General features: G+C 70.5%; 25 protein-coding genes. 6 read left to right on the top strand and 19 right to left on the bottom strand.

Annotated elements, in window-relative coordinates:
• Window positions 1–88: 88 nt before the first annotated feature.
• Window positions 89–1,150, bottom strand: a complete 1,062-nt coding sequence (locus tag ACFV9G_RS21495) for an IS110 family transposase (protein ID WP_378729682.1) — start codon at window positions 1,148–1,150, stop codon at window positions 89–91.
• 531 nt (window positions 1,151–1,681) lie between these two features.
• Here ACFV9G_RS21495 and ACFV9G_RS21500 point away from each other — a divergent pair.
• Together ACFV9G_RS21500 and nadA are read left to right on the top strand one after the other, a co-directional pair.
• Entirely contained in the window at window positions 1,682–2,956 is a 1,275-nt protein-coding gene (locus ACFV9G_RS21500; protein ID WP_378729684.1) for a DUF222 domain-containing protein, read from the top strand.
• 107 nt (window positions 2,957–3,063) lie between these two features.
• Window positions 3,064–4,236 carry a quinolinate synthase NadA gene (gene nadA, locus ACFV9G_RS21505; RefSeq protein ID WP_378729686.1) on the top strand — a complete coding sequence of 391 codons (1,173 nt, stop codon included), beginning with the start codon at window positions 3,064–3,066 and terminating at the stop codon, window positions 4,234–4,236.
• Between the two features lie 140 nt (window positions 4,237–4,376).
• Here nadA and ACFV9G_RS21510 read toward each other — a convergent pair whose 3' ends face one another.
• The 16 genes from ACFV9G_RS21510 to ACFV9G_RS21585 form a co-directional block, all read right to left on the bottom strand.
• Window positions 4,377–5,018, bottom strand: coding sequence for a LuxR C-terminal-related transcriptional regulator (locus ACFV9G_RS21510; RefSeq protein WP_378729757.1), 642 nt, complete (start codon window positions 5,016–5,018; stop codon window positions 4,377–4,379).
• On the bottom strand, window positions 5,015–6,265 hold the full coding sequence (locus ACFV9G_RS21515) for a histidine kinase (protein ID WP_378729688.1): 1,251 nt from the start codon (window positions 6,263–6,265) through the stop codon (window positions 5,015–5,017). The genes ACFV9G_RS21510 and ACFV9G_RS21515 overlap by 4 nt, the downstream gene beginning before the upstream one ends.
• A complete protein-coding gene (locus ACFV9G_RS21520; RefSeq protein WP_378729690.1) occupies window positions 6,265–7,614 on the bottom strand; it encodes an FtsX-like permease family protein in 1,350 nt (449 codons plus the stop codon). The genes ACFV9G_RS21515 and ACFV9G_RS21520 overlap by 1 nt, the downstream gene beginning before the upstream one ends.
• A complete protein-coding gene (locus ACFV9G_RS21525) occupies window positions 7,614–8,381 on the bottom strand; it encodes an ABC transporter ATP-binding protein (RefSeq protein WP_378729692.1) in 768 nt (255 codons plus the stop codon). The genes ACFV9G_RS21520 and ACFV9G_RS21525 overlap by 1 nt, the downstream gene beginning before the upstream one ends.
• 109 nt (window positions 8,382–8,490) lie before the next feature.
• Window positions 8,491–9,915 carry a sensor histidine kinase gene (locus tag ACFV9G_RS21530; protein WP_378729694.1) on the bottom strand — a complete coding sequence of 475 codons (1,425 nt, stop codon included), beginning with the start codon at window positions 9,913–9,915 and terminating at the stop codon, window positions 8,491–8,493.
• Window positions 9,912–10,637, bottom strand: a complete 726-nt coding sequence (locus ACFV9G_RS21535; protein ID WP_378729696.1) for a response regulator transcription factor — start codon at window positions 10,635–10,637, stop codon at window positions 9,912–9,914. Before ACFV9G_RS21535 ends, ACFV9G_RS21530 begins: the two co-directional genes overlap by 4 nt.
• An 82-nt stretch (window positions 10,638–10,719) precedes the next feature.
• Window positions 10,720–12,630, bottom strand: a complete 1,911-nt coding sequence (locus ACFV9G_RS21540) for an efflux RND transporter periplasmic adaptor subunit (RefSeq protein ID WP_378729698.1) — start codon at window positions 12,628–12,630, stop codon at window positions 10,720–10,722.
• Entirely contained in the window at window positions 12,627–13,511 is an 885-nt protein-coding gene (locus tag ACFV9G_RS21545; protein ID WP_378729700.1) for a hypothetical protein, read from the bottom strand. Before ACFV9G_RS21545 ends, ACFV9G_RS21540 begins: the two co-directional genes overlap by 4 nt.
• Before the next feature lie 31 nt (window positions 13,512–13,542).
• The gene (locus tag ACFV9G_RS21550) at window positions 13,543–14,772 is read right to left on the bottom strand and encodes an ABC transporter permease (RefSeq protein ID WP_378729702.1); all 1,230 of its coding nucleotides are present in this window, start codon (window positions 14,770–14,772) and stop codon (window positions 13,543–13,545) included.
• Window positions 14,769–15,479, bottom strand: a complete 711-nt coding sequence (locus ACFV9G_RS21555; protein WP_378729704.1) for an ABC transporter ATP-binding protein — start codon at window positions 15,477–15,479, stop codon at window positions 14,769–14,771. Before ACFV9G_RS21555 ends, ACFV9G_RS21550 begins: the two co-directional genes overlap by 4 nt.
• Window positions 15,476–16,774: an efflux RND transporter periplasmic adaptor subunit gene (locus ACFV9G_RS21560; protein ID WP_378729706.1), complete on the bottom strand. Its 1,299-nt coding sequence runs from the start codon at window positions 16,772–16,774 to the stop codon at window positions 15,476–15,478. The genes ACFV9G_RS21555 and ACFV9G_RS21560 overlap by 4 nt, the downstream gene beginning before the upstream one ends.
• Before the next feature lie 119 nt (window positions 16,775–16,893).
• On the bottom strand, window positions 16,894–17,667 hold the full coding sequence (locus ACFV9G_RS21565; protein ID WP_378729708.1) for a class I SAM-dependent methyltransferase: 774 nt from the start codon (window positions 17,665–17,667) through the stop codon (window positions 16,894–16,896).
• Window positions 17,668–17,686: 19 nt separating this feature from the next.
• Entirely contained in the window at window positions 17,687–18,274 is a 588-nt protein-coding gene (locus tag ACFV9G_RS21570) for a hypothetical protein (protein ID WP_378729710.1), read from the bottom strand.
• 10 nt (window positions 18,275–18,284) lie between these two features.
• Window positions 18,285–19,193 (bottom strand): zinc metalloprotease HtpX, encoded by a 909-nt coding sequence (htpX, locus tag ACFV9G_RS21575; RefSeq protein WP_378729712.1) that lies wholly within the window; start codon window positions 19,191–19,193, stop codon window positions 18,285–18,287.
• A gap of 4 nt (window positions 19,194–19,197) precedes the next feature.
• Window positions 19,198–19,476, bottom strand: coding sequence for a hypothetical protein (locus ACFV9G_RS21580; protein WP_378729714.1), 279 nt, complete (start codon window positions 19,474–19,476; stop codon window positions 19,198–19,200).
• Entirely contained in the window at window positions 19,473–20,255 is a 783-nt protein-coding gene (locus tag ACFV9G_RS21585) for a PspA/IM30 family protein (RefSeq protein ID WP_378729716.1), read from the bottom strand. Before ACFV9G_RS21585 ends, ACFV9G_RS21580 begins: the two co-directional genes overlap by 4 nt.
• 187 nt (window positions 20,256–20,442) lie before the next feature.
• Between ACFV9G_RS21585 and ACFV9G_RS21590 the strand changes: the two genes are divergently transcribed.
• Window positions 20,443–21,027 carry a DUF3043 domain-containing protein gene (locus ACFV9G_RS21590; RefSeq protein WP_378729718.1) on the top strand — a complete coding sequence of 195 codons (585 nt, stop codon included), beginning with the start codon at window positions 20,443–20,445 and terminating at the stop codon, window positions 21,025–21,027.
• Here the strand turns inward: ACFV9G_RS21590 and ACFV9G_RS21595 are convergent.
• Together ACFV9G_RS21595 and ACFV9G_RS21600 are read right to left on the bottom strand one after the other, a co-directional pair.
• A complete protein-coding gene (locus ACFV9G_RS21595; RefSeq protein ID WP_378729720.1) occupies window positions 21,018–21,410 on the bottom strand; it encodes a hypothetical protein in 393 nt (130 codons plus the stop codon). The two genes, ACFV9G_RS21590 and ACFV9G_RS21595, sit on opposite strands and share 10 nt — an antisense overlap.
• The gene (locus tag ACFV9G_RS21600; RefSeq protein ID WP_378729722.1) at window positions 21,410–21,748 is read right to left on the bottom strand and encodes an STAS domain-containing protein; all 339 of its coding nucleotides are present in this window, start codon (window positions 21,746–21,748) and stop codon (window positions 21,410–21,412) included. The genes ACFV9G_RS21595 and ACFV9G_RS21600 overlap by 1 nt, the downstream gene beginning before the upstream one ends.
• 195 nt (window positions 21,749–21,943) lie before the next feature.
• Here ACFV9G_RS21600 and ACFV9G_RS21605 point away from each other — a divergent pair, with 195 nt between their 5' ends.
• From ACFV9G_RS21605 to ACFV9G_RS21615, 3 genes are read left to right on the top strand one after another with little or no spacing between them, the layout of a single operon-like run.
• Window positions 21,944–22,678 (top strand): response regulator transcription factor, encoded by a 735-nt coding sequence (locus ACFV9G_RS21605; RefSeq protein WP_378729724.1) that lies wholly within the window; start codon window positions 21,944–21,946, stop codon window positions 22,676–22,678.
• On the top strand, window positions 22,675–24,066 hold the full coding sequence (locus tag ACFV9G_RS21610; protein ID WP_378729726.1) for an ATP-binding protein: 1,392 nt from the start codon (window positions 22,675–22,677) through the stop codon (window positions 24,064–24,066). Before ACFV9G_RS21605 ends, ACFV9G_RS21610 begins: the two co-directional genes overlap by 4 nt.
• The gene (locus tag ACFV9G_RS21615; RefSeq protein ID WP_378729728.1) at window positions 24,063–24,713 is read left to right on the top strand and encodes a GerMN domain-containing protein; all 651 of its coding nucleotides are present in this window, start codon (window positions 24,063–24,065) and stop codon (window positions 24,711–24,713) included. The genes ACFV9G_RS21610 and ACFV9G_RS21615 overlap by 4 nt, the downstream gene beginning before the upstream one ends.
• Window position 24,714: the final 1 nt, after the last annotated feature.

Raw genomic sequence — 24,714 nt, forward strand, 5'->3', positions numbered from 1 at the left:
GAGGACGCCCTGCGGGCGCCGGCTTCGCCGGCCGCCTTCGGCGGTCCTGGACTCCGGACCAGATCGAGAAAAGACGCTTCTATGTTTGTCAAGCGATGTTGGTGTTGAGGGTGCGGTAGAGCTGTCGGGTGATGTAGCGCTTGAGGATTCGGCGGACTTCGCGGGTGGTCTTTCCTTCGGACCGGCGGCGTTCGGTGTAGGCGCGGGTGGCTGGGTCGCACCGCATGCGGGTCAGGGCGATGGTGTGCAGGGCTCGGTTGAGGCGGCGGTCTCCGCCGCGGTTGAGGCGGTGTCGTTGGGTGTTGCCGGAGGAGGCAGGGAGTGGGGCGGTGCCGGCGATCTTGGCGAAGGCGGCTTCGCTGTGTACGCGGCCGGGGTGGGACCAGGTGGTGAGGATGATCGCGGCGGTGACGGGGCCGACGCCGGGTTGCTCGAGCAGAACGGGTGCTTGGTCTTGGACGAGCAGCTTGATCTGGTGGGCGTTGTCGCTCAGGTGGGAGTCGAGGTCGAGGATCCGGGCGGCAAGGTGGGTTGCCTGGGCCCGGGCGGTGGCGAGGTCGATGGGTTCCTGACGGCGTCGCCAGCCAGAGATCGTGGTGATTTGGGTAGTGGTCAGGGCGCGGCGGGCGTCGAGGCCGAGCTCGTGGGTTCGCACCAGCGCGGTGAGCGCATTGACTGCCCGGGTCCGTTCGGTGGTGGCCTGTTCCCGGGCGGCGAGGAGGACCTGCAGTGCTGTCCGCACGCTGGCGGTCTGCTGATCCCCACCGCCACGACGGTCGCGGAGTCGGTCGGTCCGCATCGACAGCGTGGAGCGGGCTGCGGCCAGGGAGTCCATCGCGTCGTTCTTGCCCGTGGCCCGGTCGCGGTATGGGGTGGGTGCTTCCACGACCCGGAAACCAGATGCGGCCAGGCGCCCGGCCAAGATCGCGCCGTAGGTGCCGGTGCCCTCTGCCGCGACCAAGGTGGCGTCGAGGTCGCCATCGGTGCGGCGCCCGATCCAGTCGATCGCGCGGGACAGCCCGGCGGGGCTGGTGGGGAACTGCTGCTGGTCGACCATGCGACCGGAGGACTCGAGGATGGTGTAGGTGTGGGTGGCGGCGTGGGTATCGACCCCCACGACGAATCTGAACAGGTCTGCCACGATGGTCATCGGCGATGGACTCCTCTGCTTCGGGATGGACGTCGTCACCGGCGTCGGCCCGGGAGTGAAGTCACCGCGAGGCGTCACTGTGATGAGTCACGACCACGGGCTGCTACCCGGGTGGACATGCTTCTGATCAAGCCATCGAGGTGGGCCAGGGTCGGCGCCGGACCCCGTCGAGACGGACACGTCTTTTCGAAGACACCACGAACTCGATCGCGGGCCGATTTGGCTGAGAGTCACGCCCCGACAGGACCGACCCCGACCCTGCCAGCCAGCCCCAGGCCAGCCGTGATCAACACTCACAGATTTGGCTGGCTATCGGGGCGGCGGCCCGGGTGTGGCGCAGCAGAATCCTGCTGGGACCAGTGGGGCTTATGGGGGCGGAGGGGTGGCCCTTCGGGCCACTTACCATCCACAGGAGCGATTTCTTTCGCTCATCGCGAAAACGGCGTTCGAACTGGGAAAATAGATAGCCGAGAGGGCGCGTGAGGCGTAGAATCAGGACCATCACAACACCTCTTGAAGGGAGCGATGGCGATGAGTCTCGGGCGCGACGTCGACCCCTGGGGCACCAACCCCGGCGATGCGATCGACGCCGCCCTCGAGGCCATCGAGACCGCCCTTCACGACCTCCTCGCGAGTGACCCTGCCTATTGGCGCACCGAGCAGAAGAAGGACCTGCTGGAACGGTTGGAGAAACTCCAAGCCCAGCAGGTCGCACTGAAACTCCGGGTGCTCGCGGCTGCGGGTGACATCGCCGAGGAGACCGGCGACAAGGATGCCTCCGCGTGGATGCGGGCCGAGCTCCTCCTCGACAAGGGTGTGGCACGGTCGCAGATCAAGCTGGCGACCAAGGTGGCGAAGTACGACCTCGTCGCAGCCGGTCTGGCCGAAGGTGTGGTGTCTCTGGACAAGGCCCGTGTCATCACCCGGGCGTTGGACAAGGTCCATGCCGACCCTGTCGCGAGTGCCGAGGACCTGGCCCTGGCCGAAAAGCTCCTCGTGGATTACGCGACCCAATTGACGGCGAACGAGCTCCGGATCGTCGGCCGGAAGATTCTGACCGAGGTCGACCCCGCCCGGTTCGAAGACGCCGAAGCCAAGGCGCTGCTCGCCGAGGAGGAACGCGCCCACCAGAAGACCGCGCTGCGGATCTGGGACAACCACGACGGAACCGTCGGGTTCGACGGGGTCTTGCCGACCTCGATCGGGATGCGGTTCAAGCGGCTCGTCGAGGCCTACGCCCAACCCCGCAAACAACAACTCGTCACCAAGGGCGCGGCGTTGCCGCCGTGGGAACGACTCATGGGACAGGGGTTCTCCCGCCTGTTGGAGACCATCGACCCCGCCGCGCTGCCGCGCCATGGTGGGGACGCGACCACCGTGAATGTGGTGATCTCGCTCGACGATCTCCGCAAGGACCTCGGCACCGCCACGTTGGGGTACGACGAGACCAACGGGGCCACCATCTCGGCGGCTGAGGCCCGTCGGATGGCGTGTAACGCCACCATCATCCCCTGGGTGCTCGGTGGTGATGGTGAGGTCCTCGACGTCGGCCGAGCCAGCCGGTTCTTCCAACCCATCCAACGCAAGGCACTCCGGCTACAGCAGAAGTGCTGCCAAGCCGAGGGCTGCGACATGCCACCGGAGTGGTGCGACGCCCACCACCTCGATCCCTGGGCCGCCGGCGGGAGGACCGACCTGAAGGACGGGGTCTTGTTGTGCCCGCATCATCATCGGTTGGCGCACGCCCCGGCGTACGTCCATGAGCGGTTGCCGGACGGCACCATCCGCTTCACCCGTCGACCGTAAAGGGATACCGCGAGGGCTGCTCTTTTCGCCGTCCAAGACGCGCCATCAGACCACGATGTGACCCACGCCACCGGGACCCGAAGCCCTCGACATGTATTATCGTCATCATGACGACTGTGGACCTCCCGCTGCTCCCCCTCGGGCGCGGCACGGACTTGAACTCCGAGCGTGGCGTCGAGTGCCCCGGCGATCTGCCGGCGGCTTCCGATCCTGACCTGGTCAAGCGCGCGATCGCCGCCAAGGAGAAGCTCGGCGAGAAGGTGTTCGTCCTCGGACACCACTACCAGCGCGACGAGGTCATCGAGTTCGCTGACGTCACCGGGGACTCCTTCAAGCTCGCGCGCGACGCCGCCGCCCGGCCGGACGCGGAGTACATCGTCTTCTGCGGCGTGCACTTCATGGCCGAGTCGGCCGACATCCTCACCTCGCCGTCGCAGGCGGTCATCCTCCCCGACCTGGCGGCCGGGTGCTCGATGGCCGACATGGCGCGGCTGGGCCAGGTCGAGAAGGCCTGGGCGGCGCTGGAGGAGGCCGGTGTGGCCGAGCAGGTCGTGCCGGTGACGTACATGAACTCCTCCGCCGACATCAAGGCGTTCTGCGGGCGCCACGACGGCGTCGTGTGCACCTCGTCCAACGCGCAGGCCGTGCTGGAGTGGGCCTTCGAGCAGAAGTCCGACGCCAAGGTGCTCTTCTTCCCCGACCAGCACCTCGGCCGCAACACCGCCGTGCTCAAGCTCGGCATGTCGCTGGGCGACTGCGTGGTCTGGGACCCGCTCAAGCCCGACGGCGGGGTGTCGGCCGAGGAACTGAAGGCCGCCAAGGTGATCCTGTGGAAGGGGCACTGCTCGGTCCACGGCCGCTTCTCCCCCGACACCATCGACGACCTGCGCGCCGAGATCCCGGGGGTGCAGATCCTCGTCCACCCCGAGTGCCAGCACGAGGTCGTCCTCAAGGCCGACCTGGTCGGCTCGACCGAGTTCATCATCTCGACCATCGAGGCCGCTCCTCCTGGGTCGGCCTGGGCGATCGGCACCGAGCTCAACCTGGTCAAGCGCCTCGCCAACGCCCACCCGGACAAGCGGATCGTCTTCCTCGACCGCACCGTCTGCTACTGCTCGACGATGAACCGCATCGACCTCCCCCACTTCGTCTGGGCCCTCGAGTCCCTCGTCGAGGGTCAGGTCGTCAACCGCATCGAGGTCGACCCCGACACCGAGCGCTACGCCAAGCTCGCCCTGCAGCGCATGCTCGATCTGCCCGGCAAGACCGAGAAGGACTGACCCTCCCGTCGAGGCGTCACCCCCGTCGGCCGAAGCGTCAGCTAGGTCGGCCGAGTCGGCCCGGCGTGACGCCTCGAACGACGGGCGCGACGCCTCGAACGACGGGCGCGACGGCTCGGTCGACGGGCGTGACGGCTCGGTCAGAGGCCGTTGAGCCAGGTGAGGACGGCGAGGACTCGGCGGTTGTCGTCGCTCGCCTGGGGGAGGTCGAGCTTGGTGAAGATCGAGCTGATGTGTTTGCCGACCGCCTTCTCCGTGACGAAGAGCCGCGCGGCGATGGCGGCGTTCGAGCGACCCTCGGCGATCAGCGTCATCACCTCGCGCTCACGCTCGGTGAGCCGGTCGAGCGGGCGTTCGCGGCGGGTGAGGAGTGCGGCGACGACCTCCGGGTCGAGGACGGTCCCGCCGCCGGCGACCTGGCGTACCGCCCCGAGGAAGGCGTCGACGTCGGCGACACGGTCCTTGAGCAGGTAGCCGACCGCGCCCTCTCCCCCGGCGAGCAGGTCGCGCGCGTAGAGCGGCTCGACGTACTGGCTCAGCACCAGCACCGGGAACCCTGACCGCGCCCGTCTGGCCTCGATCGCCGCAGTGATGCCCTCGGTGGTGAAGGACGGAGGCAGACGTACGTCGACCACCGCCGCATCCACGTCCGGCCGGACCAGGGCCCGAGCCAGGGCGGGCGCGTTGTCGACGGCCTCGACGACCTCGATCCCGCCCGCTTCGAGGATCCGGGTGAGGCCGACGCGGAGCAGCGCCTGGTCCTCACCCAGGACCACCCTCAGATCCGGCAAGGCACCTCCAGCGTGATCAGGGTCGGGCCGCCGGCGGGGCTCTCGACCGCGACGGTGCCGTCGAAGGCCGCCAGTCGGGTCGCGACCCCGGCGAGCCCGTGTCCGGTCGCCTCGGCGCCGCCGCGACCGTTGTCGCCCACCACGATCCTCAGCCGCTGCCCGTTGTGGCTGCCGCGTACGAACGCCCGGTCGGCACCGGAGTGCTTGACCGCGTTGGCCAGGCACTCGGCCACCGCGAAGTAGGCCGCCGACTCGACCGGGTCGGGCAGACGCCCGGGCAGCTCGATGGCGACGGTGACCGGCAGCGGCAGTCCGGCGGTGAGGGCCTGGACGGCACCCACGAGGCCACGGTCGGCAAGCACCGGCGGCAGGATGCCGCGTACGACTCCACGCAGGTCCTCGAGCGCGGACACCGTGGTCTCGCGGGCCTCGCGCAGCAGCGCGGCGGCGGCGTCCGGGTCGGTCGCCATCAGCTTCTCGGCCAGCCCGACGCTCATCCCGACGGCGGCGATCCTGGCCTGGGCACCGTCATGGAGATCACGCTCGATGCGACGCAGCTCGGCCGCCGAGTGGTCCAGCGTCTCGGCACGGGTCGACTCGACCTTCTCCACCCTGGCGGCCAGCGCGGCGACCTGTCCCTGACCGAAGATGCCACGCTCGGCCAGCGCCCGCGCCCGGACCAGGCCCGGGGTCGCCACCCACCACACCAGCAGCAACGGGCCGGTGAGCAGGAGCAGCAGCCAGACCACCCAGGTGATGCCGGCAAAGCTCAGGATCAGCCAGTTCAGCGGCACGGTCAGGAGCGCCACCGGCAGCACGGAGAGCACGAAGCCACCGGTCGCCGAGAAGCAGCAGAAGGCGAAGTCGCGCCAGCGCGCCTTCTCCCGAAGCCACCGGAACGGCCGGCTGAGGACCGGCCGGGCGCTCAGGTCCGCGTACGTCTCCGGGATGGTCTCCCCGAGGAGCATGCCGCTCATCCGGCGATGCACTCCGGCGAGGGCCGCAGTGGCCGGCACCGCACCCAGGGCGATCCCGATGCCGACCCCGAACACCAGCCCGAGCGGGATCGAGAGCACGGTGAGGATCACCAGCACCAGGGCGGGCGCCATCATCAGGGCATACCCCAGCGACAGTCCGGTCAGCCGGAGCCGTTCGACGAGCGCCTGCCCGCTGAACGGCTCCGGTCGCACGGTCCGGATCGGTGCATCCCACTCGGCCATCAGGAGTGAGTCTGACATCAGCGGGCACCGGACGTCGTGCGTAATGCCCGGCTCGTCGCACCGGCCGCCGAGGCCAGTGTCAGCACCACGGCACCAGCCACCAGGAGCGGCGGCAGCCAGAGCTGCTCGTCGGGCACCACACCCTCACCCCGGACGTAGGCGAACGGGACGATCGTCGCCTGCGCGGCGAGCAGACCGATGACGGTGCCGACCGCGGCGACCACACCGGCCTCGGCGAGGATGGAGCCGCGCACCTGAGCGGGAGTGGCGCCGAGCAGCCGCAGCCTGTGCAGCTCCAGGCGCCGGTCGGCGAGAAGGGCGGCGAAGGCGTTGACGACCATGATCGCGGCGAACGCGCAGATCATCGCGGTGACCACGTTGTTGAGCAGGTTGATCGTCTCGTAGCCCTCGGTGACCTCCGGAGGCAGACCGGTGGGCAGCGTACGCTCGTCGATCCCGACCAGCATCAGGATGCTGACCGCGGCCGCGGAGAGCACCATGACCGGCGCGAGCACACCGGCGAGCAGGTGCGACCTCCGCGAGGTGTTGTACGCCGCCAGGTGCCCGCTCGTCCCGCCCAGCAGCGGCCGCAGCAGCCGGCTTCCGGCCCGCAGCAGCAGCGGTGCCAGCGCCGCGAGACCCACCGCGACCAGGAGCCCGAGGGAGCCGGTCATCGCCATCGCGTCGTACGGGTCGGCGGCGTCCTTGCCCGTGGCCATGGTCATCACGACCATGGTCGTGGCGTGGCCGACGGCGACCAGGGCCACCACCCACCGCCACCAGGCGATCCGTCCCGTGCCCGACCTGGCTTCGGAGAGCGCGACCGTCGCCGGCCCCCGGGAGGCGCGTGATCCGGCCAGGCCGGCAGCAGCCAGGGACACGAGCAGGAGCAGCACGACGGTCGCGGCGAGCGCGACCCAGCCGCCCGAGTGGGCGACCTGCTCAGTGACGACTCCGCCGGACTGCAGCAGGTCGAGGAGCGCTCGGCTGGTCAGGCTCGCCACGCCGGCTCCGAGGACGGTGGCGACGAGCGCGACCACGAGCGTCTCGGCCCGTACCAGGGCGCGGACCTGGCGGGGCTCGGCGCCGACGGTGCGCAGCAGGCCGATCTCGACCTCGCGCTGCCGGACAGTGACCCCGACGGTGGAGACGATCGAGAAGAGCGCGATGACGGTGCCCCAGGCGCCGACCACTCCCCCGAGGACGAGCAGGGTCTCCCGCTCGGCGCTCGGGGTGCCGGGTTCGAGGGCGACCTGGATGAACGGCGTGAACGAACCCATCACCGCGGTGCCCAGCAGGATCGCCACGAACGTCGCGGTCATGGCGGTCGCGCGGTGGCGCAACGAGCGCAGTGCGAGGGTCAACATCACACCATCTCCGGCTCGGTGCGGGCGGTGAGCTCGTCCAGATGTGCCATCTGGCCCGCGACGGCCTCGGCGGCGGGGTTGTCCATCCGCCCCACGGCGCGGCCGTCGACGAGGAAGACCACGCTGTCCGCGTACGCAGCGGCGACGGGGTCGTGGGTGACCATCACGACGGTCGCGCCGAGCTCGCGGACGAGGCTCCGGAGCAGGGCGAGCACCGAGGCCGCCGTGTGCGAGTCGAGGGCTCCGGTGGGCTCGTCGGCGAGGACGATGTCGGGACCGGTCACCAGCGCCCGGGCGATCGCCACCCGCTGCTGCTGGCCGCCGGAGAGCTGTGCCGGCAGGTGGCCGGTGCGATCGCCCAGGCCGACGCGGTCGAGCAGCTCGCGGGTCCGGCGGCGGGCCGCCGCATCGATCCGGCCTCCGGCCAGCCGCAGCGGCAGCGCGACGTTCTGCTCGGCGGTGAGGTAGGGCAGCAGGTGGAAGCCCTGGAAGACGAACCCGATCCGCTCGCGGCGCAGCCTGGTCCGGCGTGCCTCGGTCAGCTCGGTGACGTCCTGGCCGGCGATGACGACCCGGCCGCCCGTCGGCTGCTCCAGCGCTCCGGCGCAGGTCAGGAACGTGGACTTGCCGGAGCCGGAGGGCCCCATCACGGCGGTGAACGTGCCCGGTGCGCAGGCCAGGTCGAGTCCGTCGAGCGCGGCCACGGCGGCCGCACCGGTGCCGTAGGTCCTGGTGAGGCCGGTGACCTCGAGGGCGGGTGTGGTCATGGGTGGCTCCTGGGGTTTCGGGTGGCTGATGTCACCCTTCGACGCTAAGGAACCCGTCGCTCACCCACGATGGGCTCAAGGAGCCGAACCGGGTAGGGAAAACCCCACCTCACTCCTGCGACGAGCGCGGGAGGCGTACGGCGATCGTGGTGTCCCCCGGGGCGCTGGCGAGTGTCACCGTGCCACCGTGGGAGGTGACGATGGCGTGCACCAGGGCGAGGCCGAGGCCGGCGCCACCGTCGCGCTGACGGGCCTCGTCGGCGCGGGTGAAGCGCTCGAACGCGTGCGGGACCAGGGCCGGAGGGAAGCCGGGGCCGTCGTCGTGGACGTCGAAACCGTCAGGACGTACGCGGACCGTGACCGTGGTGCCGGCGGGCGTGTGCCTCCGCTCGTTGGTGAGCAGGTTGCTGATCACCTGGTGGAGTCGCTGGGCATCACCGGTCACGACCACCTCGGCTTCACCGGAGTCGGCGTCGGCCGGAAACTCGAGCCGCCAGGTGTGTGAGGGGTCGATGACCCGGGCGTCGTCGACGGCCTCCAGGAGCAGCCGGGTCAGGTCGACCGAGTCACGGGCGAGCGGGCGGCCCTGGTCGAGGCGCGCGAGCAGGAGCAGGTCCTCGACCAGCGCGGTCATCCGCAGCGACTCCTCCTCGACCTTGCCGAGCGCGGTCGGGACCGCTTCGGGCCGCTGCTGGGCCAGCTCGGTGTAGCCGCGGATGGTGGTCAGCGGGGTGCGCAGCTCGTGGGAGGCGTCGGCGACGAACTGGCGTACCTGCTGCTCGCTGCGGTGACGTTCGGCCAGCGAGGTCTCGACGTGGTCGAGCAGGGAGTTGAGCGCGGCGCCGACCTGGCCGACCTCGGTGTCTTCGTCGGTGAGCCGCTCAGGAACCCGTTCGGTGACCTCGACCTCGCCGGAGGAGAGCGGTAGCGCGGCGACGGAGTGGGCCGTCGCAGCGACCTCGCGCAGGGGGCTGAGCTGGCGGCGTACGACGACATAGCCGACGCCCGCGGCAGCCAGGACGCCCAGCAGGGTCAGCAGGGCCTCCCAGAAGACCAGGCTCTCGATGGTGTTGTCGACCTCGTCGGTAGACATCCCGACGACCCGTACCGCCTGCTCACCCGTGTCGAGGAAGCCGGACTCGGCGATCACTCGGTAGGTGCCTTCGTCAGGCAGGTCGACATCGTGTAACCGGGCATCGACGCGTACGTCCTCGAGGATGTCGAGGTCCGCGTCCGACAGCTCGTCCTCGGCGTCCGGGTCGAACCCACCGATCTGACTGTCCGCGGCAGAGGACGCCGGGAAGACCGCTCGGATCGAACCCGGTGGAATGTTGGTCATCCCCGCGGGTCGCGGTCGGTTCATCGACATCGCCATCTCGTGGACGTCCCGGTCGAGGCGATCCATCAGCGTCTCGCGCAGCGCGATCGTGGCGAACGTGGCGATCAGGAGCGAGACGACCAGCACCAGGGAGACCGCGGTGATGACCAGGCGCGAGCTCAGCGGCGCGACCAGTCGCTTGAGACGGCTTCTCACTCAACAGCCTTCAGCACGTAGCCCGCACCACGCATCGTGTGGATCATCGGCTCGCGGCCGGCGTCGATCTTCTTGCGCAGGTAGGAGATGTAGAGCTCGACGACGTTGGCCTGGCCACCGAAGTCGTAGGACCAGACCCGGTCGAGGATCTGGGCCTTGGACAGCACCCGGCGGGGGTTGCGCATCAGGAAGCGGAGCAGCTCGAACTCGGTCGCGGTGAGGCCGATCTCATCCCCGGCACGGTGCACCTCGCGCGAGTCCTCGTCCATCGTCAGGTCGCCGACGCGGATCACCGAGTGCTCCTCGACCCGCGTCGCGCCGGCCCGCCGCATCAGCCCACGCAGCCGGGCGACGAGCTCCTCGAGCGAGAACGGCTTGGTCACGTAGTCGTCGCCACCCGCGGTCAGCCCGGCGACCCGGTCCTCGACCGCGTCCTTGGCGGTGAGGAAGAGGACGGGTACGCCCGGGTTGGACGACCGCACCCGGCGCAGGACCTCGAGCCCGTCGAAGTCGGGCAGCATCCAGTCGAGCACGATCGCGTCGGGTGCGGTCTCCTTCGCGGCGGCCACGGCCTTGGAGCCGGAGTGGGCCATGGTGATATCCCAGCCCTCGAACCGCAGTGCCATCGCGATCAGCTCGGCGATGTTCACCTCGTCGTCGACGACGAGCACCCGCAGCGGCGAGCCGTCGGCGCGGGTCAGATCCTTTCCTCCAGCAGTCATGACTCCATCATGCGGCCGTTTGCTGTGCGGTACCTGTGAGGTCGCTGTGGCGTGTCGATCTCATGGCCGGGTCATCGCCGGGTCATCGCTGGCCGCCACCCGGCATGCCACCACCCTGCCCACCGGGGCCGCCACCCGGCATCTGCACGGTGTTGCCGCCGCCCGTACGTCCGAAGCCCTGCTCCTCGGAGGTGCCGCCGCTCGGCAGGTCCTGGGAGAGGTCGGCCAGGACGACCTGCTGCCCCTTCTCGAGGCCGTCGGTGACCTCGATCCGGGTGGTGCCGACCAGGCCGGTGGTGACCTGCTTGCGCTGGGTCGTGTCACCGTCGACGACCAGCACCGAGCCGTTGGAGAGGGCCGAGGCCGGGATCGTCGCCACGTCGTCCGCGGAGCCGACCACGACCTCGACGGTGGCCATGTTGCCGGCGAGCAGGTCGAGACCGGTCTCGTCGAGGGTGACGGTCACCGGGAAGGTGCTGCTCCCCGAGGAGGTATCGGGAACCTGGCCGACCAGGGTGACCTTGCCCGGGAGCGGCTCCTCGGCACCCGCCGGGGTGACGTCGGCGACCTGACCGGTCTGGAGCTGCTCGACCTGGGTGGCGCTGACGGTCAGCTCCACACTGGTCAGGCCCTCGGCGATGAGGGTCACCGCCTCGGTGCCGGCAGACGCGCTCTCGCCCTTCTTCACGGCGACCGAGGCGACCGTGCCCGCGGCCGGTGCCTTCAGCACCGCGCCCGCGAGCGCGGCCTTGGCCTCGGCGACGTCGGCCTTCGCCCGGTCGATCTCGGCCTGGTCCTTGGCCAGGGTCGCGGCGGTCACGCTCTCTCCTCCGCCTGATCCACCCGATCCGCCTGATCCACCCGATCCGCCGGAGACACCCGACCCGCCAGTGGCGCCCGACCCGCTCTGGCCGCCGCCGCTCTGCTCGCCCTGGGCACCGCCGGTGCTCGGCAGCTGATCGGACCCGCCGGAGGACTGCCCCGAATCCTGCGGGCCGCCGCCGGACTGGTCCGGGCCCTCCCCACCGGACGAACCGGCGCTCGCGAGCGTCTCGTCCAGCTCCGCGCTGTAGCCCTTCAGATCGGCCTTCGCGGTCGTCACCGCCGTCCTGGCCTCGGCGAGCGCCGACTGGGCCGAGCCGAGCAGCGCGGTGGCCTCGGTGACGGTGCCGCCTGCCGAGTCCTGGGCGCCGAGCGCGGTCTCCAGGTCCTCGTCGCACGAGTCGGAGGTCTCCTGGCCACAGGACTCCTGGGCAGCCTTCAGCGCACCGGCGAGCTCACCGTCCTCGTCGAGCGTGCCGCCGGAGGCGACCAGCGCAGTCAGCTTCTCCAGGGCCGAGGCGAGATCGGTCTGCGCCGTGCCGAGCTCGGTGTCGGCGGCGTCGAGTGCCTTCTGGGCCGAGACCACCGCGTTCTGCAGCCCCTTCACCGTGGCGACCAGATCGGCGGTCGCGTCGGTCGAGACGCCGCTCGCCGTCGGCAGGGTCGTCGGGGTCGTCCCGGTCCAGACTGCCGCGACGACCTCGTTCGACGGCGAGGCGCCGGTCGCGAAGCTCGGCGAGGCGGTCGTCCCCGAGCCCGAGTCCGAGTCGGAGGCCGTGGTCGAGGTGACACCAGAGATCTGAGCCTCTTTGTCGCTCGCCAGCTGCGCCCTGGCCGCGGCGAGCGTGGCCTTGGCGGCGGTGAGCGACTTCTTCAGTGACGTACGGTCCAACCGGGCCACCACCTGGTTCTTCTTCACGGTGTCGCCCTCGGCGACGACGGTCTCGACCGTCCCGTCGGTGGCGAAGGCGAGGTCGGCGCGGCCGTTGGGCGCGACGGTGCCGGTCAGCGAGAGGGTCTGCTCCACGTCGCCGGTGGTGACCGCGGCGGTACGGTAGCCGGCCGAGGACGAGGCGGTCGCTGCGTACGCCGTGTAGCCACCGCCCGCGACCACGACCAGCGCCGCGGCGCCGGAGGCCGCCTTGATCCAGGTGCGGGAGACGCGCCTCACGAGGACGCCCCGTCCCGGCCCGGCGCGCCGCCCGGCATCCCGCCGCGGCCACCGAAGCCGGTGGTGCACTCGCCCTCGACCGGGTCCGAGACCGAGATCCGCTCGGCGGTGACCGCCCCGGTGTCGTCGGCCTCGCCGGTAGCGGTCACGCAGGTGCCGACGACCAGAGCGCTCTTCGTCGCCGTCCTCGTGGTCGTGTAGGTGGTCTCGGAGCCGACCGTGACGCTCACCGAGGTCGTCTCCTCGGAGTCACGGGAGGTCGCCGCCACGGTGAAGCCCGAGTCGCTGACCGCGGTCACCTCACCGGACGTGCCCATGCCGCCGCCCATGCCGCCCGGTCCGCCCGAGGGCATCCCCTCGGGCATGTCGGTGGGCATGTCCGTCGGCATGTCGCTGGGCATGTCGCTGGGCATTCCCTCGGGCCACTGGCCGCCCCCGAAGCCTCCGCCCGCGCACGAGCCGTCGGTCTTCTCGGTGATCCGGACGGTCGCGGCTGCCACAGCAGTGTCGCTCGACTCGGACCCCTCGGCGGTGGTGACCATGACGCAGCTGCCGACCGCGACGTCGGCGAGCGCGGCACTGACCTGCTGGCTGATCGTGGTCTTGTCGGTGTAGGTGACCGCGGTCTGGGCGTCGCTGCTCTGGACCTGCAGCGTGCTGCCGTCGATGGCGGCGATCTCGCCGGAGGTGCCCGGCATGCCGCCGCCCATCCCGCGGCCCTGCCCCTGACCCTGGCCCTGGCCGTACCCCTGCCCCTGCTGGTCGGTCGCCACGTCGCTGTCGGCACCACAACCTGCCAGGGCGATGAGCCCGACGGTGGCGAGAGCGGCGAGCGACGTCGCCCGGGAGCGGCGCGTGCGGAGCGTGAACGTGTTGGTCATCGAGATTCCTTCGTACGTCGAGATGGTGGTGTCACTCGCTGCGGAGAGCGTCGATCGGGGTCAGGCGAGCGGCCCGGCTCGCGGGGTAGACCCCGAAGCCGACGCCGAGCGCCAGGGAGGTGACCAGCGCGGCAGCGGTGGCGAGGAGGGACAGGGACACGGGCTGGTCGATCAGGCCGGGCAGACCCCAGGCGCCGATGGCGGCGATGACGATGCCGACGACACCGCCGGCCAGGCCGAGCAGGGATGCCTCGGCCAGGAACTGGCGCCGGATCACCGACGGGGTCGCTCCGAGCGCCTTGCGCAGGCCGATCTCGCGGATCCGCTCGGTGACGGAGACGAGCATGATGTTCATGACGCCGATGCCGCCCACGAGCAGCGAGATCGCCGCGATGCCGCCGAGCAGCACCGTCAGGGTCTTGTTGGTGGCATTGGCGGTCTCGACCAGCGAGTCCTGCGAGGAGATCGAGAAGTCGGCCTCGTCGGCGCTCACGCCGTGCAGGTTGAGCAGCAGCGCGTTGATCTCCTGGTAGGCCGCCGGCAGGGCCTCGTCGGAGACCGCCTCGACGTAGACCGTCGAGACCGAGCTGCTGGTCGAACCGGTCAGCGACTTCGCGGTGCCCATCGGCGTGACCGCGGTGTCGTCCTCGGTGGAGCCGGACGAGCTCGCGCCGGTCGACTCCAGCACCCCGATGACGGTCAGCGCGGTGCCGCCGACCGAGACCGTCTCCCCGACGGGGCTGGCCGGTCCGGTGAAGAGCTCGGAGGCGGTGTCGGCGCCGAGCACGACCACCTTCGCCCCCGAGGCGACCTCCTCGGAGGTGAAGAACCGCCCGGTCGCGACCTCGCGCTTGCGCACCTGCGGCCACGTGGTCGTGGCACCGACCAGCGACGTCGTCCAGTTGGTCGAGGCGGTGTCGAGCTGGGCGTTCGAGGTGGTCACCGGGGCGACCGCCTTGACGTCGGGAGCAGCGTCGCCGTCGCCGAGCGCCTCGGCGTCGGAGAGGGTCAGCGTGGAGGCGGACCCGAAGCCGCCGCGTACGCCTTCCGAGGAGGTCGATGAACCCGGCGAGACGATCAGCAGGTTGCTCCCCAGCGCGCTGATCTGGCTCTTGACCTGGTCCTGCGCACCCTGGCCAAGGCCGACGGTGAGAATCACCGAGGCGATCCCGATGACGATGCCGAGCATCGTGAGCAGCGACCTCATCCGGTGCGAGCGCACCGCGTCCCAGGCGGTCGCGAGAGTCTCGGCCCAGCTCATCGCGCACCTCCCGCGAGCACCGGCTCGTCGGCCGTGATCAGGCCGTCGCGGATGGTCAGCCTGCGGCCCGCGCGCGCGGCGACCTCGTGCTCGTGGGTGATCAGCACGATGGTCCGCCCGCTCGCGTGCAGCTCGTCGAGCAGCGCGAGCACCGCTTCGGTCGAGCCCGAGTCGAGGTTTCCGGTCGGCTCGTCGGCCAGGATGATGTCCGGCTCGGTGACCAGCGCCCGGGCCACCGCGACCCGCTGCTGCTGGCCGCCGGAGAGCTCACCTGGCCGGTTCTCGAGCCGGTCACCGAGCCCGACCCGCTCCAGGGCCCGGGCGGCGCGCTCGCGCCGCTGCGACCTGGGCACCCCGGCGTACGTCAGCGGGAGCTCGACGTTGCGCCAAGCCGGCAGGCTCGGCAGCAGGTTGAACTGCTGGAACACGAAGCCGATCCGCCGGTTGCGTACGTGGGCGAGGGATGCCTCCGACATCGTCGAGACGTCCTCGCCGCCGAGGTGGTAGCTGCCCTCGGTCGGCACGTCGAGGCAGCCGAGGATGTTCATCAGGGTCGACTTGCCGGAGCCGGAGGGTCCGATCACGGCGACGTACTCCCCCGCCTCGATCTCCATGTCGACGCCACGCAGCGCCTCGAACTCGATCGATCCGGACCGGTACGTCTTCCGCACGCCGTCCACGGAGACGACCGGGGCGCTCGCGCTCACCGACCGCCACCCATCTGGCCGGGCATCCCGCCACCGGGGAACTGACCGCCGCCGGGCAGCTGTCCCATCTCCCCCTCGCCACCGAAGCCACCGAAGCCGCCCTCCTGGCCGCCTTCCTGGCTCCCGGACCTCGACCCGCCGGGACGGGTGAAGGCCTCGATCTCGACCGTGTCACCCTCGGCGAGCCCGTCGGTGATCTCGGTCGTGGCGCCGTAGACCTCACCGATCGTCACCGCGGTCTTGACCGTCTTGCCGTCGACGACCTTCTGGACGTACGCCTGGTCGCCGTCGGTGGTGATGGCAGCGCTGGTCACGGTGAGCACGTCCTCGCGCTGCTTCACGGTGATCTCGGCCGTGGCCGAGGTGCCTGGGTAGAGGTCGTCGCGCTCACCGGTGACCGTGATGCTCACCGGGAAGACCGCGGCACCCGAGGAGCTCGTCTCGGCGACCTTGCCGACTGTCGCGACGGTCCCGAAGACCTCCTCGTCGACCCCGTTGACGGTGACGGTCGCCTGCAGGCCCTTCTTCAGCGAGGCCGCGTCGTCCGCGCTGACGGTCGCCTCGACGACATGTTCTCCCGCGGAGACGATCGAGACGGTGCCGGTGCTCGTCGATGTCGAGGAGCTGTCGCTGGTGCCGCCCGAGGTACCGCCCGAGGTACCGCCCATCGACGAGCCGGACCCACCGGAGTCACCACCGGATCCACCCGAGGACGAGCCCGAGGAGCCGGACGATGAGCCCACGACGTCCCCGACGGCGAGGTCGAAGCCGGTGATCGTGCCGCCGATCGTGGCGCGCAGCACGGCGTCGTCCACGGCCTGGCGGGCGGAGTCGAGGTCGGCCTCGGCGGCCGCGACGGCGGCCTCGTCCGAGGCGATCTGTACGTCGGCGGCCCCCGAGGACTCGTCGGTGTCGAGCTGCTCCTGGGCGGCGGTGAGGGCCGACTTGGCCGCGGTGCGGCTGGCGACCAGGGTGGTGTCGTCCACCCGGGCCAGCGCGTCGCCCTTCTTCACGGTGTCGCCCTCGGCCGCGTAGATCTTCGTGACCGTTCCGGAGACCTCGAAGGACAGGTCGGCGGTCTCGGCCGCCTCGACGGTGCCACTGGCCGACACCGTTTCCTTCACGGTCCCCGATGTCGCCTGGACCTGCACCGCCTGTGTCTGCGCGGTGTCCTCGCGGGTGAGCGCATACGCGCCCGCTCCGCCACCGACCACCGCTGCCGCCACTCCGGCGGCGAGCAGGATCCGGGCCGTACGCCCGAGCCTCCGCCACCGCTCCGTGAGTCTCTTGCGCACCACACTGCCTCTCTCCTACGCCTCCGGCGGCGCCGGAGGCATGACGAGAGGACTGTCGTGTGCGTGACTGTGCGGGAGGTCGGCTCCGGCTGTGGAGAGGCTATGAAAGAGCCTGTGAATCAGTCGCGTCGCCGGGCACGGCGAGCGGTGTGGACCATCAGGTCCGCACACACCTCCACCTGCTCGGGGAGGGCCGCGGCCAGGTCGGCGAGGAGCGCGGACCGGTCGGCGGCCGGGAGGATCCGGACCGCGGAGATGGTGTCGAGGTGGCGCACATAGTCCGCCCGAGCGAGGGTGAACCGGCGCGGCACCTCCCGCTCGCGTACGTCGCACAGCCGGCCGTCGGCCAGCATCTCGTCCCCGGGGAACAGCATCGGCGCGTCCACCGCGGACGGTGCCGGCACGTGGCGGCCCTCCGGGGCGTACGCCGCGATCAGCTCGTCCTCGACGGCCGCGACCTCGACGTCGGCCAGCACGAACGGGCCGCCGAAGAAGGCCACCGCTCCCCCGTCGCGGACCAGGGCGGTGGCGAGGTCCCATCGCGTCGCCGGCGTCGTCCAGTGCCAGGCGGCGGCCGCGTAGAGCAGGTCGAACGGCTCGTAGGCCGCCGGGTCGAGCTCCTCCAGGGCAGCGCGCACGGTGGTCACCGGCAGTCCGGAGCACTCGCGCCGGAGCACGCTGAGCATGTCGGCGTCGGGGTCGGTCGCGACCACCTCGATCCCGGCGGCCGCGAACGTCCGGGTCGCCTTCCCGGTGCCGGCACCGATCTCGATCGCCCGTCGCACCGGGCCGTCGGCGACCTCGTTCACCAGCGCCACCAGGGCGTCGGGGTAGCCGGGACGGAAGCGCTCGTAGTCCTCCGCGACCGCTCCGAAGCTCCGTGCTCGTTCCATCGTCGTCGAAGGATCGGCCTCAGAGGCCGGGGGCGCCCCAGAGCGCGAGCCAACGGGAGAGGTCCTTCTCGACCGGCAGGTCGCCCTCGATCGCGGTGCGGACGTTGATCTCGAGCAGGTTGTCGCGCTGCTGCGGGCCGGTCGGGACGAAGGGGTAGAAGGTGCCCTGCTTGTAGAGGTAGATGAGGCCCACGCTGCGGCCGTCGGCCCCCTCGAAGGAGATCAGCGAGCACAGCAGACCGGAGCCGAAGCCGTTCATCTCCAGGGTGGTGTTGACCGCGTGGAGGTCGGTGACCAGGCCGGTGATGTCGGGGTTGGCCGGGTCCAGCGACTCGTGGTCGACGCTGAGCCAGGTGAAGCCGAACTCGTCGACGCTCGTGGTCACCGTCGGTGCGCCCTCGGAGGCACCGAGGAGCTCGACGATGTCGTTCTGCGTGCCGGCGAAACCAGCCCCGGCCGCTGCTCGGTAGCAGACCGCTCCGTCGCCGGTCGGGACCAGCCCGAGCGAGGTCTGCATGGTGAGTGCGGCGGTCGGCACCGCGAACAGTGCGTCGAGGTTGGCCTGCTTCGGTCGCGTACGACCTGTGATGACGTCCCAGAAGCCCACGAAGGCGACCCTACTGGTTGGGGCGGCCGAGCTCCGCCTCGATCCTGGCGAGCTGCTCCAGGCGCTGCTCCAGCGAAGGGTGCGTCGAGGTGAGCGTACGCAGCGACTGGCCGCTGATCGCCGGCGCGATGAAGAAGGCATTCATCGCCTGCGAGGACCGCAGGTCGCGGCTCGGGATCGCGGAGATCTCACCGGTGATCTTCTGCAGCGCGCTGGCCAGCGCACCCGGCTTCATAGTCAGCTGCGCGCCGGCCCGGTCCGCGGCCAGCTCGCGGTAGCGCGACAGCATCCGCAGCAGCACCCAGGAGACGGCGTAGACGGCCAACGAGACCAGCAGCACCACCAGCCACACCGGGAGACCGTTGTTGTTGTCGCGGCGGCCGCCACCTGCGTACGCACCGTACTGAGAGCCGCGGCTCAGCATCCCGGCCACGATGCCGGCCGAGGAGGCGACCGTCATCACCAGCACGTCGCGATGGGCGACGTGGGACAGCTCGTGGGCGAGCACGCCCTCGAGCTCCTCGGCGGTCAGGCGCTGCATGATGCCGGTGGTCACCACGACCGCGGACCGCCTCGGCGAGCGGCCGGTGGCGAAGGCGTTGGGCATGTCGGTGTGCGCGATCCCGACCCGCGGCTTCGGCATGTCGGCCAGCGTGCACAGCCGATCGATCATCGCGTGCAGCTCAGGAGCCTCCTCGGCCGACACCTCGCGCGCGCCCATGGCGCGCATCGCGAGGGTGTCGGAGGCGTACCACTGCCACCAGGCGATGCCGAGCCCGACGATGCCGATGATCGGCGCCCACTGCGCGGGCATGACGAACATCAGCGCCACGACGAGCCCGACGAACAACGCGCCGAGCAGGAACATCACCGTGGTCATCCGGACGGTCAGCCCGGCATCACCTTGGAAGCGTGACATGTCTCTACCCGGGGATCAGACCCTCGTCGCCGAGCATCTCGGAGACCTCGGCGAGCGTGGAGCCGGGTCCGGGAAGGATCAGGTCGGAGGAGTCGATCGCGTCGACCGGGTGGGCAGTGCCCATCGAGCGTACGCCTTCGAGCAGCGTCTCCAGGGCCGCGTCGAAGACGGCCTCGTCGGTGCCCTTGCAGGCGGCCTCGACCGCGGCGTCGAGCTCGTTGAGCTTGTCGACAGCGGCCTCGTCGAGGTCGTACTGCCCCTCGCCCAGGATGCGTACGATCACTGCTCGGCCTTCTTCTCGGTCGACTCCACGTCGATGACCGGCGCGTTGGCGTCGGCACCGGGCAGCGCCTGGGTCTGCTGCGGGGCGCTGAGGCCCTTCAGCGCGGCGAGCTCGGCCTCGACGTCGCTGGTCGAGCTGAGCGCGTCGAGCTGACGAGTGATGTCGTCGGAGGGACCGGCGGTGAGGTCGTCGAGCGCACCGGAGGCGAGCAGCTCGTCGACGGCGCCCGCGCGAGCCTGCATCTCCAAGGTCTTGTCCTCGGCACGCTGCATGGCCATGCCGACGTCGCCCATCTCCTCGCCGATGCCGGAGATCGCCTCGTTGATGCGGGTCTGCGCCTCGGCGGCGGTGTAGGTCGCCTTGATGGTCTCCTTCTTGGTGCGGAAGGACTCCACCTTGGCCTGCAGCCGCTGCTGGGCGAGGGTCAGCTTCTCCTCCTCGCCCTGGAGGGTGGCGAGCTGGGTGTTGAGGTCGTTCATCTGCTGGGTGAGACCGCTCTTGCGCGTGAGGGCCTCGCGGGCCAGGTCCTCACGGCTCATCTCGATGGCCTTCTGGGCCTGCTGGGTGAGCTTGTCGGACTGCTGCTTGAGCCCGTTGATCTGCAGCTCGACGCGCTTGCGGCTGGTCGCGACGTCCGCGACACCGCGGCGCACCTGCTGCAGCATCTGAAGCTGCTTCTGGTAGCTGTAGTCGAGCACCTCCCGTGGGTCCTCGGCCTTGTCGAGCGCCTTGTTTGCCTTCGCCTTGAAGACCAGGCTCAGCCGCTTCATCACACTCATCGGTTCCCTTTACGCCTCTCATATGCGGCCGACCGCCGGCCGCCCCGCGTCGTCGCTTGCCGCTGGACTCTCGTCGTCCTAGGACAAGTGTTGCCTCTCACCTTAGGCCGGGTCCACAAAACTCGCTGTCAAGGTCGATCGGGATACCCTGTATGTGTCCCAGCCAACAGGTAAGAGGTCACTTAAGTTGTTCGGTCGCAAGTCCCCAGCCCCGCAGGTCGTCGAGCCCGAGAACCCGGTCAAGGAGATCGGCAAGGGTCGTCCGACCCCTTCGCGCAAGGAAGCGGAGGCTGCTCGCAAGGCGCGCCTCAAGCAGCCGCGTTCGCGCAAGGAGATCAACGCCGCCAACCGCGCCCAGCGCTCCGAGCAGGGCGACAAGATGCGCCAGGCGATGAAGACCGGCGACGAGCGCTACCTTCCGCTGCGTGACAAGGGCCCGGTCAAGCGATTCATCCGCGACTGGATCGACGCTCGGTTCACCTTCGCCGAGATCGTGCTCCCGGTGCTGATCATCGCGCTCGTGGTGCCTTACATCAGCCTCGAGCTGGCGATGTACTCCCAGCTCTTCACCCTTGTCGTGATGGCCACCGTGATCATCAACCTGGTCGCGCTGCGTTTCCTGCTCCGCAAGGAGCTCAAGCGCCGCTTCCCCGACAACGACCTCAAGGGCACCACCTACTACGCGATCATGCGCTCCATCCAGATCCGTCCCCTGCGCCTGCCCAAGCCGCAGGTCAAGATCGGCGCCCAGCTCCCCGACGACTACCGCTGAGCCTCGCCCGTCCCGGAGTCCTCGACCTCGCAGACGAGGCTGGCGACGCCCGCACGGCCCTGGAAGCTCCAGGAGCCGGCCAGGTCGGTGAGCTTCTCGGCGATGTAGGGCTCGGGTCCGGCCGCGGGCACGCTGGTGAGCGTCCAGACCGTGGAGAGCTCGACCCGGGTCGGCGTACGCCACGCCAGCTTGACCCAGATCTCGCCCGGCAGGTTCGAGACGGCCACGTGGACGCCGAAGGCGGCGAGCACCTCGAGCCGGTTGGCGGCGCGGTCGCCGACGACCCGCGAGTCGGTCCACGCCCGCACCTGGCTCATCGCCTGGTCCGGCGTCAGCAGATCGACTGCGTCCTCGCGATCCGACTCGTGGAGGTGGTTGCTCATCAGGTGACCTTTCGGGTGGGGGTGGCCGGAGCCGTTCGGATGTCCCAGATGGTGTCGAGGCCGGCGCGGCGGAGCCGCCCGGCGAGCGCCGGATCGGCGTTGCGGAGGCGAAGAGGCACGCCCCGCGTCCCGCAGCGCCGCTTGGCCCACAGCAGTGCCGCGACGGTCGTCGAGGAGAACCCGGTCAGGCCTGCCAGGTCGACCACGACCGCCTCAGGACCGCCCGCGAGCATCTCCGCCAACCGCCAGCGCAGGTTGTGGATCGCCCGCAGGCAGGTGGCGTCCGAGAACGGGACGACGACGGTCTCGTCGACCGGGTAGAAGTCCCCCTCGCTCATGCCGCCGCCTCCGTCAAAGAGAGCGAAGAATACGGAGGCGGCGACCTGAGATCCATGGTCGCTCGCTGGCGCTCGCTCATGCGGTCCACACTGCCGACGCTGTATGGAGGACCCTTCGCAGTTTCGTGTCAGTTTCGTGTCACTTGCGGCCGGTGGGCCGCCACGGGTCGGCCACCGGACCGGTCGGGTGAGACGATGCGGGACGTGCAAGAGGCAGCCAAGCGAGTGCTCATCCTGGAGGACGACTACGGGCTGCGTACGTCTCTCCGGCTCTTCCTCGAGCAGGAGGAGTACGTGGTCGGCGAGGCCGACGATGCCGAGATCGCCCTCGATCTGGACGCCGCCGAGCCGTTCGACGTGATGCTCGTCGACCTGATGCTCGGTGGCATCGACGGATTCACCTTCATCCGCAGCGTTCGCCCACGGACGACCGCCCCCATCATCGTGATCAGCGCCCGCGACGGGTCCAAGGACGTGGTCGCGGCGCTCGAGGCAGGAGCGGACGACTACGTCCGCAAGCCGTTCGACGTCGCCGAGGTCAGGGCCCGGATCAAGGCGGCACTGCGGCGCCCGGACTACCCGCTCGTCTCCTCCGCCGGCGGCTACACCCCCCTCGGGGGCATCGTGCTCGACTCGACCGACGGACCGCTGGTCTTCGACCCGGCCGCCGCCACCCTGCGTCGCGGCTCCGAGGACCTGCACCTCACCAGCACGGAGTTCAAGCTCCTGCTGGCGCTGACGGCCGGTCCCGGCCGGGTGATGACCCGCGAGAACCTGGTCAGCCAGATGTGGCCCGAGGGCCACCACGGCGACGTCCGGGTCGTCGACGTGCACGTCAGCCGGTTGCGCAACAAGGTCGACAACGACCCGGTGGCCGGCGGCGTCATCTCGACGGTCCGTGGACTGGGCTACCGGCTGGATCCGCGATGATCCGGAGGCAGGTGCGGAGCGGGCTGCGCGCCAACGTCGTGGCGGCATTCGCCGCCGGCGCGCTGTTGATCAGCCTGATCCTCGCCTTCAGCACCTACTTCTCCGCGCGTCACTACCTGATCGTCCAGCGCGAGCGGAACGCACTGCAGCAGGCCTACATCGACGCGGCGCTGGTCAAAGAGCGGCTGCGTACGAACGGCGTGAACGTCGCCGAGGTCCTGTCCGAGATCGCCCCACCGAGACGCACCACGGTGTTCGTCCACCAGGACGGCCAGTGGTACTCCTCCGATCTCACCACGCAGGCCCACGACGCCACCAGCAACGTCGCGACCAGCGTCGAGGCCGGAGAGGTCGCGCTGTCCTGGACCGATACCGGCGACCGGCCCAACATCGTGGTCGGCGTCCCGCTCGAAGGGGTGGACGCCGACTACTACGAGGTCACCCACGCCAAGGAGCTCAGCGAGACCCTCGACACGATGGGCTACGCGCTCGCGATCTCAGCGGCCGTCACGACCCTCGCCGGCGGAGTCCTGGGCTGGTACGCGGCCCGCCGGGTGCTGCGGCCGCTGCGGCAGGTCGCACTTGCCGCCGCACGGATCTCCGCCGGAGAGCTCGACACCCGGGTCGAGGCGACCGACGACCCCGACCTGGCCACCCTCACCGGGTCGTTCAACACGATGGTCGACACCGTCGTCGAGCGCCTCGACCATGACGCCCGCTTCGCGGCCGACGTCAGCCACGAGCTTCGTACGCCGGTCGCCACCCTCACCACCAGTCTCGGTGTCCTGCAGGGCGACAGCACGCTCTCGCCGAGCTCGGCGACCGCCGTCGGGCTGATGGCCGGCGAGCTGGACCGGTTCCGCGGTGCGCTCGAGGACCTGATCACGCTGGGACGGCTCGACGCGGGCGTGCGCGAGTCGGAGTGGGAGGTGCTCGGCGTCGCGGACCTGGTCGCCGCGACCCTCGCCGAGGCCGAGATCGGCGGCAGGGCCACCGTCGACGTCCCCGCGGATCTGGTGATCTATGCCGACCGGCTCCAGGTGCACCGGGCACTGGCCAACCTGGTGCGCAACGCGGAGACCCACGGCGGCGGACTGAGCGCGGTGCGCGCGATCGCCCGCCGGGGCTACGCCGAGATCCATGTCGTCGACTCCGGCCCCGGGGTCCCTGCCGCCGAACGAGAGCGCATCTTCGACAGGTTCGCCCGGATGGGCGCCCGTGGCGCGACCACCGGGAGCGGGCTGGGGCTGAGCATCGTCGCTCAGACCGCGCAGCTCCACGACGGCTCGGTCTGGTGTCGCGAGGCCGACTCCGGCGGCGCCGACTTCGTGCTCTCCTTCCCGCTGGCACCGACGGCGAGGACCGCCTCGGGGCGAGAGGCGTCATGAGGGGGCTGCGTACGTCGTGGGCGGCGGGCGCCGCCGGCCTCCTCCTGCTCGCGGCGGCATCGTGCGGAGTCCCCGACGACGACGAGGTGCGCACCGTCGACCCCTCGGAGGTGCCGTACCACCTGCTCGACGACGTCGACGAGGTCCCCTCGGGCGCGGCGAGCGGGCTCTCCGGGCCTCGGCTCTACTGGGTCGACGCCGAGGACCGGCTCGTCGGCCGGCCGGCGGCGAGCTTCTGCTCGAAGACCCTCACCGGGGTCGCGAGGGACATCCTCGACCAGCTCGGCGACGGGCCCTCGGCGCGGGACCTGGGCTCCGGCCTCGGCACGGCCCTGCCTCCGGACAGATGGCTGAAGCTGGTGGCGATCACCGGCCGCACCGCCCACCTCCGCATCTCGACCGAGGACGCGATCGCCACCAACCGGGTCGTGCTCGCGACGGCGCAGACGGTCCTGTCGCTGACCTCGATCCCCGGCGTGGACCAGGTGGAGATGGAGTACGACGCCGAGCCGCTGCAGGTACCGCGGTCCTCGGGTGAGCTCGCCGACGGACCGTTGCGGCACGACGACTACCGCAGCCTGCTCGCCGATCCCGCCGAACAGCCCACGGACAGGCGGCTCCGGCGCGGCGACCTCTGCCCGGGCTGAG

Source organism: Nocardioides sp. NPDC059952, from assembly GCF_042730435.1.
Lineage (GTDB): Bacteria > Actinomycetota > Actinomycetes > Propionibacteriales > Nocardioidaceae > Nocardioides.